This is a genomic window from uncultured Nostoc sp., from assembly GCF_937863485.1.
Classification (GTDB): domain Bacteria; phylum Cyanobacteriota; class Cyanobacteriia; order Cyanobacteriales; family Nostocaceae; genus Nostoc.
Window position 1 is genome coordinate 1 of record NZ_CALMFY010000205.1, and the last position, 9,737, is coordinate 9,737.

Sequence of the window (9,737 nt, forward strand, 5' to 3'; positions counted from 1 at the left end):
AGTCTTTGATACTCGTGAATGAGTCTTTGAACTCCGTTAATGAGTCTTTGATACTCGTGAATGAGTCTTTGAACTCCGTGAACGAGTCTTTGAACTCCGTGAACGAGTCTTTGATACTCGTGAACAAGTCTTTAAGCTAGATAAATGTTAAATTAGGGGCTGTATCCGCAGCAAATCTGGTAAATCTAGAGAGGCGAGGTGTTGATAAGCTTGATTGATGACACGCTTGCCTCTGAGAAAGCCTGTATTAGCTCCAGGACAAATGTACCTGAGAGTTTCTGGTGTAAAATCTTCTAATAATAACCGAAGACTGTTAATTTGTCGGGGCCAATGAAAGGTTTTTGCTGTGCGTAATGGTACTGGTTCACCCTTCTGATTAGGAACTAAATGACGCCCTGAAAACAATATACCTCCAAGCTCACTGTAGTATAGGCAAGATGAGCCGGGAGAATGACCTGGTGTCCAAATAACTTGAACTACTGCATCAAAAGTAAATTCCTGCCTAAAGGTAGTTACGGTTAAGCCTGGTAATAAATAAGCTTCTTGTTCTTGAATCAGGACTTCGCAACCAAAGGTTTGCTGAATTTCAGCGGTCTTGCCAATAGCACCTCGATGGGTGAGAAATAACCAACGCAGGCCTCCATGCGATCGCAAAAAATCTTGATTTGTTTGATTTAAAGCAGGGCAGTCTATGAGGATATTGCCTTCATTTCTTACAATAAAATAAGACGTTCCCCCTAATGTGTCCCGATTGGGTGCAAAAACAAAAATACTCTCCTGTGCGAAGTCCGATTGTAGAGAACTTCCGCTAGGAACTTTGTCAGGGAACACAGGCTGTGGTGGCTTAGTTGTATGACTTGGCACTTGAGGTAAAGGGCACATGATAAAAGAGCCGAAACTGAGGAGTTGTAGACAATCTGCTTACTGTGTGGAAATTCTCAAGAATTGAAACTTAAGCGTTTAACTAGTACAGCACAACGTAAATTCAGCTACCATCTCAGATTAACTAGATTTGAGGCAAACCCTTGTTAAAGGTAGGCAAGCTGACGCTACAGTGTACTAACACTGTTAACCGTTCGTAAATAAAATTGGGATTTGAGGTCTGCCTTGTAGTTAATGCTATGGTGCTGAAGCTACTGGTGGGGCGTTTTGTCAAAATTACTGAAGATAACATGGCATTTTGGTTTCTGTTTATCCTCTTACTGGGGCTAGCTACTTATCTAATGGTGCAGCACAGTGTCGCTCACATCACCCGGACGCCAGTATGGTTGTTGTGGCTGGTTTTAATGACACCAGCATTTCTGTTGAGTGGATGGACGCTGGTGTACGGGGCGAAACAATCTCCGCCACCGGCGCTTATCATCTCGTCGTTATTTGTCTGCACATTGTTGTACTGGATGTTGTTTCAATGGGGGCGTGGAGTGCCAAGAGATACACAAACCCAAACCCAAGCCCAAGCCTCAGAATCACAGCCGACTATCCAGCCTACCGCAGAACCAGCAGTGCGTCCTATTGAGCTAAAGGAAGAAACCCAACTGCGAAATTGTTTTCCTTGGTCTGTATACTACGTTCAAAATATTGAGTATCGACCACAAGCGGTGATTTGCCGGGGTCAGTTGCGAACTCAAGCCAGCAACGCCTACCAGCAGATTAAAACTAATATTGAATCACAATTTGGCGATCGCTTCCTACTGATTTTTCAAGAAGGTGTCAATGGTAAACCTTTCTTTGTGCTGGTTCCCAACACTCAAGCTGCTAAAGAGAGAAATACACCACGACGCGACCAAGAACGGTTAACTCGACCAGGATTAGCACTTTTACTACTAGTAGCTACTTTCCTAACTACTACCTTGGTGGGAATCCAAAATGCTGGTGTTTCTCTTCCGCCTCTATGGGAAATTAGTTCTTTGCTCAAAGTTCTACTTAACCCAGATGTCCTATTCAAAGGATTACCCTATGCTTTAGCGTTAATGACTATTTTGGGTGTTCACGAACTTGGGCATTATTTGACAGCTAAATTCTACAAGATTCGCTCAACATTGCCTTACTTTATTCCCATACCTTTCTTCTTGGGAACTTTTGGTGCATTTATTCAGATGCGTAGTCCCATTCCCAACCGCAAAGCTTTATTTGACACTAGTATCGCTGGTCCAATTGCAGGCTTTGTCGCGACTTTACCATTACTAATATGGGGGTTGGCTCATTCTGACGTGGTTTCCCTGACTGAAAAAACCCGACTTTTGAATCCTCATGCCCTTAATCCCAAGTATTCCATCTTACTAGCGCTACTCTCGAAGCTAGCCTTAGGTAGTCAGTTAACAGAAAAATCCGCTCTTGACCTACATCCAGTTGCAGTGGCTGGTCTTCTGGGACTAATTGTCACAGCCTTAAATTTAATGCCTGTGGGACAATTAGATGGAGGTCACATTGTCCATGCGATGTTTGGACAACGAACTGCGATCGTAATTGGTCAAATTGCTCGCCTGCTATTGCTATTACTTTCTTTAGTTCGGGAAGAATTGTTGCTGTGGGCAATTATCTTATTATTTATGCCGTTGATTGATGAACCTGCACTGAATGATGTTACTGAATTGGATAATGGACGTGATATTTTGGGATTACTGGCAATGGCTTTGTTGATTGTAATTGTTTTGCCACTACCGCAGGCGATCGCTAACTTTTTGCAAATTTAAAAAGGATCAACGCAAAAAGAGGAATATATCTGAATTTTTTCCAAACTATGGTATTAACCACAGTTTGATATTTGGTGATTGAAATTATATCCAATATTAAATAATAGCCCTCTTTTAAAAGTGCTTTTTGCAGTTTTGTCAGCAGAATGGTAAATAACAAATATATCCCCTGCCCCATTGCTCAATACTAGTACGCCACGGTGTAAATAGAGCAACCTTTAAAATCCCTAAAGAGCTTATTCCATAATACTTTTGACTTTTGACTTTTGACTTTTGACTTCCGCAAGGCGGTACTAGGGCTTATGCCCTGTACAAATTCGTCATGGTATGCATTTCACAAATAGGTCGTTTCAGGCTTTTATTAATTCTATAAAACGTGACACTAGGTACACACAAGTCTCATTAGCAATTTATGGTTTATCAAATAGCCCAATCAAACCTCACCCCGGTTGTGCTAGGTAAAACCTGTCCCTCTCCGTGAGTTCAAAGAGAGATGTCAATTAGGACAGGGTGAGGTTTTATTTACCTTAATGTTGTAGAAAATGGACTTTTGGGTAATCAGATAACTTGTGTGTACACCGTAGCTAGGGAAAGGGGGATTATTTCGTATTACAACTAACTTGATACTGAATTAGCCGCTTTGTCAGCCTTCGCAGCTGGTGGAAAACCACCCATGCGAATCTCAGAAGTGAAGGAAGTGATACTAAATCCACCGAAATTCTTGAGGACATTTACCCGCATTCGCAAATTGGGGCTAGCAAACCACACGCGCTCCTCTAACCACATGGTTTCATCTTCTGTAGTTAGGATCAAGGCACCATCACTGTCAAATTTATAGTGTCCAGCTACTGGGCTTTTATCAGCATCAAATATTTCCCGCAGTAACTTACCTTGGGCTGGATTATCTGCATCAGGTATCGAAACTAACACAGTTGAACCACTGTGTTTTGCTTGATCCTTTTCCATTGTGCCATTCCAGGTAATTTTGATCGCACAAGAGGCGAAACTAGGATTAACTTTGTCCTGTTGACATAGTTTGATCACTTCTGGATGATCTACTGCTAGCGTCTCAATAATGATGTCTGACTTGCTATTTTCAGATTGGTTAAAAGCCAAATGTTGACTAGTCCGATGAGAAAACCATTTACCAGCGCTTAACTGAAAAAATTCTTCAATATTCATGAATGAAATTACCCTGCATCAAAATGCTAAAATTCCCACTTAATTATTATTAAAAGGTAGCAGGAGGCTTTAATATTAAGCTTGATTGTCTATTTCCTCAAGCTTCTTGAGGCCAATTCTGGCTGCCTCAGCAACGTTGAAATGATTGTCTTTTTCCAGGTATTTTAAAGCTGAGACACTTTTGGGAGTGGGAAGATTTCCCAAGGCTTCTGCCAAACGCTGCCTTACTATCCAATCATCTGATTGGGCAAAGCGCAGGATATTATCAACAGACTCAATATCTTTAATTTCTCCCAGTGCAGAAATTGCAGCTTGTTGCAACACGACTTCTTTGCTATCCAATGCCTGAATAAGAACCTGATGGGCCCGAGGGTCTTTAATGTTACCTAGAGAAACGGCTGCACTAAAGCGTACTAGCCAATCAGTATCTTCATAAAATGCCCGTGAAAGCACCTCAAAGGCTCTGGCATCACCCAAATATCCTAAGGCTCCAGCGGCATCAGCGCGTATACCATAATCTGGGTCATTTTCGAGAATTCTCACCAAAATTGAATAACATTCTGGCGTCGGCTTGATTCCCAGAGCAAATATTGCCATCGATCGCAGTTGCAAAGATTCGTCGTCTAGTACCTTTTTAATCAAAGGGACTGCATCCTCAGCGGGAACATGACGCAGATTGGCAAGGGCTACCATGCGATCGCGCAAATTCGGACTTTCTAACTGAGTAGAAATTTCTTGTAAGCTTAGAGCTGCCATTTAGTTCAAAGCGTTTTCTTTACTTATCTTAATTTACCTGATCTGTTCATCAGGCTGTCACCATCGTGAAGTAGGAGTTTGGCGACTTTACAAAATGCCTCGATTATGAGTGAAAAATAAACAAATGTTACTTCCCGCTAAATCGTTTGAATTTAGCAGTCAGATTTAACACTTGATCGCCCTTCCAAAGCAATTTTAAGAATATATTTAGCAATATCCTGCTATTTACTGAACCCAACGATTTGTAGAAGTCAAGTTCAAATCTATATATTTATACTAGGTTTGAGAACGGAGAGGGAGGGATTCGAACCCTCGTTAAGTTTCCCTAAACAGACTTTCCAGGTCTGCGCCTTAAACCGCTCGGCCACCTCTCCAGGTGCCACAAGTCCCGATTCTACTATAGAATCCCAGAAAATGCAAAGATAAAGAAAGATATTTTTAGGTTGAATCTGAAAGTCCCAATCCCAAAACGCAAATCCAGATGTCCCGTACATACACAATTAGAGTTCGCGATCGCGCCACTGGCAAAACATACACCCTACAAGTGCCAGAAGACCGCTACATCCTGCACACTGCCGAAAAACAAGGGGTGGAACTGCCATTTTCTTGCCGCAACGGGGCTTGCACCACTTGTGCGGTGAGGGTATTGTCAGGAGAAATTTACCAACCAGAAGCGATCGGATTGTCGCCAAATTTACGTCGGCAAGGTTATGCCTTGTTGTGTGTGAGTTACCCCCGTTCTGACTTGGAGGTGGAGACACAAGACGAAGATGAAGTCTACGAACTCCAGTTTGGACGCTATTTTGCTAGGGGGAGAGTTAAAGCGGGTTTACCCTTAGATGAGGAATAAACAATTCAAAATCACCGTACCCCAACTCAACCAACTAGCAAGAACTGCGCCTGTACGCTTTGGTAACTGGGTGCGAAAAATAGCCATTTTGGCTTGCTTATTTCTTTTGGTGAGTTGCCAAGGTAAAAACCAGCTGCCAAACAATCAGGCTGAGGTGAAAGTAGCGCGGGTAGTTAGTGGGCAAAGTTTGGAAGTGTTAGGTATGGCTGAACAACCAAATTTGATTTCTCAAGTGCGGTTAGTTGGTATTGATGCACCAGATTTGCGACAGCGACCTTGGGGGGAAGAAGCAAAAGAACAGTTAGAGAATCTAATTGGTGGTGCAGAAGAATCGGTAACCCTGGAGTTTGATTTAGAAGCAAAAGACAAGATCGGGCGAACTCTAGCTTATGTGTGGAAAAATAAGGTGTTGTTGAATGAAGAATTAGTCAAACAAGGGAATGCAATGTTTATTGGGCGATCGCCTAACCACAAATATGATCTGCGTTTAGAACGTGCCCAACAATGGGCTAGACTTATGGGCCAAGGAATCTGGAACCCTGAAAAACCCATGCGCCTTACTCCCGCCGAGTTTCGCCGCCAAAATCTTTAAAGAGTGCTTAGTGCTAAAGGGGAGAGTGGGGGAGGGAAAAATAACTGATTCCTAACTCCTAAACCGTGTCCACCTTGAAAACTGTAGTTCTTTCCCTATGAGAAGAAAAAACCCTCATTCCCCAGCCCCTTCTCCCAAATTTGGGAGAAGGGGAGCCGGAAACAAGTCCCTCTCTCCCTACTTGGGAGAGGGATTTAGGGTGAGGGCAAAAACTAAGGCTCTCAACATAGATAAGGTTTAACTCCCAACTCCTAACTCTGGCAATTTTAGATTTTAAATTTTGGATTTTGGATTGAAGGAAAAATGGCTCTATCGGCTTTTTGATAGAACCTAATACTAGAACTTGTTACTTTACAGCTTTCAAAGCTTACAGGGAAAGACTTTCATGATTTCCACGTGCATTATTTAATCATAATCTCAGTGGCTCTACCATAAAAGAAGCGGTAGAACCAGAAAAATTTAAAATCTAAATATCTAAAATCCAAAATTAGATAACTCCTGTACAGACAAAGATTTTTCGCGTCTCTCCTAACTAATGACAAATCTACAAATCTTTCTAGATATTGCTACAGAAGCGGCCTTAGCTGCTGGTGCCATTTTGCAAGGTTACTTGGGTAAGTTAGAAGACGCAATTGTTGAAAAAGGACGCCCTGGTGATTTAGTCACTGCTGCTGATAAAGCCTCAGAAGAGTTGATTTTAGAAATTTTGCGTCGCCACTTTCCCCAACATTCTATCCTCGCGGAAGAATCAGGGAAATTAGGTAATCAAGAGAATGAATACCTTTGGGCAATAGATCCTCTAGATGGCACAACCAACTACGCTCATCAATACCCATTTTTTGCCGTTTCCATCGGGCTGTTAATTAATGGTGTTCCGCAAGTTGGTGTAATTTATGACCCCTTTCATAATGAGCTATTCCGTGCTGCTGCTGGCTTGGGAGCAACGCGTAACCGTCATCCTATCAAGGTTTCAGCAACATCGAAACTGAGTAAGAGCCTTCTGGTAACTGGATTTGCCTATGATCGCCGCGAAACCTCTGATAACAACTATGCAGAATTTAGTCACTTCACCCATCTTACCCAAGGAGTCAGACGTAGTGGTTCTGCATCACTAGATTTGGCGTATGTTGCCTGTGGACGTGTCGATGGTTACTGGGAACGGGGACTTTCTCCTTGGGATATTGCCGCCGGGATAATTTTGGTACAAGAAGCCGGGGGCAAAGTCACCGCCTACGATGGTACTCCCGTCAAAATTGAGTCAGGTAGAATTATTGCAACAAATGGTTATATTCACGACTCTCTTAGTAGCGAACTTTTACAAGTTCCGCCACTGTCAGCATGGGTGTAGCAGATGGGGGCTTTCCCCCTAACTTTGGGTAAACTAAAAAGAATCTAACTGCTCCTTTGGTGCAAAACCTGTATATGTCTTTCAAAATAGATTGTGGATTATTTAAATATGATTTCATAGATCATCACGCAGTATTATGCGTTCCAGTTGATGCGGATGTCAAAGAGATTCGCAAACGCTATCTCAAAATTGCCCGCCGCTTACACCCGGATAGTAGTTTTACTGAAAGTGCTGCACAAAAACAGCTAGGGAACGAATTGTTATCAAAGCTGGTTAACCCAGCTTACGAAAAACTTTCTGGCGATCGCACTCGCGCGGAATATATTCTAATTTTGTCGCAAATTGGCAAGCGCCTGGTACAAGAGTCTACTTCGGTTATTCTAAACACTGACTTGGGGAAACAGTTAGCTGATACCGCCAATATCGATCATTTCTATAAAAGTGCGATCGCTAAACTAGCCCAAACCCAATATGATTCTTTAGAGCAAGTGCTGCAAGTCATTGCTCAAGTTAGTGAGTTGAATTTAGTCTATTTAATGCGGAGTGGGGGCAAAGCATCCGCACCGCCGCCACCATCTGCTCAATCCAAAGTCCAATCAGGAACGTCTGAGCCAAATACACCAAAAAATACACCACCAGCACCAGCAAAAGAAGACTCAATTGTAGAACAGTATGTTCGTCGCGCTCAATCTTTAATTGACAAAAACCAATTTGCCCAAGCCAAAGTAGAGTTGCAAGATGCCCTAAAGCTAGAACCTAAAAATAGTCGCTGCCATAGCTTAATTGCAATGGTGTATTTGAGGCAAAATCAGCTAAAAATGGCAAAAATCCACTTTGACAATGCTCTAAAATTAGACCCCAATGACGAAATAGCTCTGCAATGGAAACCTAAAATAGATAAAGCTCTAGGACAACAACCTAGTGATCATAAGGTGACTTCATCCCCCAATAATAGAGATAAGCAACCAGATAAATCTGGTAGTGGTGGTTTGTTCGGTGGTTTGTTTGGTGGGAAGAAAAAATAATGGTGTATCAACCAGCAGCGGGAGCCAGGGATTTATTGCCCCTGGATGTGGAGAAAAAACGCTGGATTGAAGATAGGTTACAGCAGGTGTTTCACCGTTGGGGATATCACAGGATTATCACCTCGACTTTAGAGCGCATGGATACTCTGATGGCGGGGGAAGCAATCCAGCGTCAGATGGTGATTCAACTACAACAAAATGGCGAAGATGATGAATTAGGGCTACGTCCAGAATTAACAGCATCCATTGCTCGGACTGTTGTCACTCGGATGGCAAGTCTGCGTTATCCGCAACGGTTGTACTACAACGCCAATGTGTTTCGCCGCACTTGGGAAAGTAGACACAATCGCCAACAGGAGTTTTATCAAGCTGGGGTAGAGTTGTTAGGTGCTGGCGGATTGCTGGCAAATGCGGAAGTACTACTATTAGTAGCAGATTGTTTGGCAGCACTGGGTTTGCAGGAATGGCATTTAATTTTAGGTGAGGCGGGAATTACCCGATCGCTTCTGAGTGCCTTTCCTGCTAATTTACAGGATAAAGTTCGCAGTGCGATCGCTCATCTTGACCGGATTACTATAGATAATTTACCCCTAAGTGATAAACTACGTGATCGCGCCCAAATCATGCTAGATTTGCGTGGCTCTAGTGCAGACGTGTTACAAAAAGTCAGTAGTTTGGATCTAGATGAAGAACAGCGAGAGGCAGTAAATAACCTCAAATCCCTAGTAGAATTACTGGAATCAGAGAAAAAACTTCCGTTAATCCTTGACCTCAGCCTCATTCAGACCATAGATTACTACACTGGTATTGTATTTGAAGTTGTCACAGATAGCGAATCGCAAGCCAGAGTTTTAGGGCGGGGTGGTCGCTATGACCAGCTTTTGGGGCTATATCATCCTCAAGGAGAAAACATCCCCGGAATTGGTTTTGGACTCAATATCGAAGATTTATACCAAGTTTTGTTGTCTACTCAGCAATTACCACAGGCAATCCCAGCGAGTGACTGGTTGGTAGTACCAGAGACGCCGAGTGCTAACGCCTTTGCCTTAGCCTACGCGCAAAAACTCAGAGATTCTACTGATTTGGTGCGGGTAGAAATTGATTTGGAGGGAAGGGATGCAGACGCTATTCGTCAATATGCACGCGATCGCAATATAGCCCAAATTGCTTGGATCAAAGCTCATGGCTCCCCAACTATTGAATCATTGCGTTAAGTGAGTTGAGCATTGGGAAGAGACAAGGGAGACAAGGAAGAAACTTGTTCAATAATTCTCCCTTGTCCCCCTTATCC

At 42.8% G+C, this 9,737-nt stretch carries 9 protein-coding genes and 1 tRNA gene; 6 read left to right on the plus strand and 4 right to left on the minus strand.

The window, feature by feature from the left end; genetic code table 11:
* Positions 1-147 precede the first annotated feature (147 nt).
* Positions 148-882, minus strand: a complete 735-nt coding sequence (locus Q0541_RS27910) for an MBL fold metallo-hydrolase (RefSeq protein WP_298918940.1) — start codon at positions 880-882, stop codon at positions 148-150.
* A gap of 290 nt (positions 883-1,172) precedes the next feature.
* Between Q0541_RS27910 and Q0541_RS27915 the strand changes: the two genes are divergently transcribed.
* The gene (locus tag Q0541_RS27915) at positions 1,173-2,693 is read left to right on the plus strand and encodes a site-2 protease family protein (RefSeq protein ID WP_298918964.1); all 1,521 of its coding nucleotides are present in this window, start codon (positions 1,173-1,175) and stop codon (positions 2,691-2,693) included.
* Between the two features lie 615 nt (positions 2,694-3,308).
* Here the strand turns inward: Q0541_RS27915 and Q0541_RS27920 are convergent.
* The 3 genes from Q0541_RS27920 to Q0541_RS27930 form a co-directional block, all read right to left on the minus strand.
* Positions 3,309-3,875: a phycobiliprotein lyase gene (locus Q0541_RS27920; protein WP_298918943.1), complete on the minus strand. Its 567-nt coding sequence runs from the start codon at positions 3,873-3,875 to the stop codon at positions 3,309-3,311.
* Positions 3,876-3,950: 75 nt separating this feature from the next.
* A complete protein-coding gene (locus Q0541_RS27925; protein ID WP_298918946.1) occupies positions 3,951-4,631 on the minus strand; it encodes a HEAT repeat domain-containing protein in 681 nt (226 codons plus the stop codon).
* 289 nt (positions 4,632-4,920) lie between these two features.
* Positions 4,921-5,005, minus strand: a tRNA-Ser gene (locus Q0541_RS27930).
* 107 nt (positions 5,006-5,112) lie between these two features.
* On the opposite strand from Q0541_RS27930, the gene Q0541_RS27935 reads away from it, so the two are divergent.
* From Q0541_RS27935 to Q0541_RS27955, 5 genes are all read left to right on the plus strand, one after another.
* Positions 5,113-5,481, plus strand: a complete 369-nt coding sequence (locus Q0541_RS27935; RefSeq protein WP_298918949.1) for a 2Fe-2S iron-sulfur cluster-binding protein — start codon at positions 5,113-5,115, stop codon at positions 5,479-5,481.
* Positions 5,471-6,073: a thermonuclease family protein gene (locus Q0541_RS27940; protein WP_298918952.1), complete on the plus strand. Its 603-nt coding sequence runs from the start codon at positions 5,471-5,473 to the stop codon at positions 6,071-6,073. Before Q0541_RS27935 ends, Q0541_RS27940 begins: the two co-directional genes overlap by 11 nt.
* A 535-nt stretch (positions 6,074-6,608) precedes the next feature.
* On the plus strand, positions 6,609-7,421 hold the full coding sequence (locus tag Q0541_RS27945) for an inositol monophosphatase family protein (protein ID WP_298918955.1): 813 nt from the start codon (positions 6,609-6,611) through the stop codon (positions 7,419-7,421).
* 74 nt (positions 7,422-7,495) lie between these two features.
* Positions 7,496-8,446, plus strand: a complete 951-nt coding sequence (locus Q0541_RS27950; protein WP_298918958.1) for a J domain-containing protein — start codon at positions 7,496-7,498, stop codon at positions 8,444-8,446.
* Entirely contained in the window at positions 8,446-9,660 is a 1,215-nt protein-coding gene (locus tag Q0541_RS27955) for an ATP phosphoribosyltransferase regulatory subunit (protein WP_298918961.1), read from the plus strand. The genes Q0541_RS27950 and Q0541_RS27955 overlap by 1 nt, the downstream gene beginning before the upstream one ends.
* The last annotated feature ends 77 nt before the right edge of the window (positions 9,661-9,737 follow it).

Excerpts from the sequence above, each read along its gene's own strand:
- Q0541_RS27945 (WP_298918955.1), top strand. The coding sequence starts at position 6,609 with ATGACAAATCTACAAATCTTTCTAGATATTGCTACAGAAGCGGCCTTA.
- Q0541_RS27920 (WP_298918943.1), bottom strand. The coding sequence starts at position 3,875 with ATGAATATTGAAGAATTTTTTCAGTTAAGCGCTGGTAAATGGTTTTCT.
- Q0541_RS27940 (WP_298918952.1), top strand. The coding sequence starts at position 5,471 with ATGAGGAATAAACAATTCAAAATCACCGTACCCCAACTCAACCAACTA.
- Q0541_RS27910 (WP_298918940.1), bottom strand. The coding sequence starts at position 882 with ATGTGCCCTTTACCTCAAGTGCCAAGTCATACAACTAAGCCACCACAG.
- Q0541_RS27925 (WP_298918946.1), bottom strand. The coding sequence starts at position 4,631 with ATGGCAGCTCTAAGCTTACAAGAAATTTCTACTCAGTTAGAAAGTCCG.
- Q0541_RS27955 (WP_298918961.1), top strand. The coding sequence starts at position 8,446 with ATGGTGTATCAACCAGCAGCGGGAGCCAGGGATTTATTGCCCCTGGAT.
- Q0541_RS27935 (WP_298918949.1), top strand. The coding sequence starts at position 5,113 with ATGTCCCGTACATACACAATTAGAGTTCGCGATCGCGCCACTGGCAAA.
- Q0541_RS27950 (WP_298918958.1), top strand. The coding sequence starts at position 7,496 with ATGTCTTTCAAAATAGATTGTGGATTATTTAAATATGATTTCATAGAT.
- Q0541_RS27915 (WP_298918964.1), top strand. The coding sequence starts at position 1,173 with ATGGCATTTTGGTTTCTGTTTATCCTCTTACTGGGGCTAGCTACTTAT.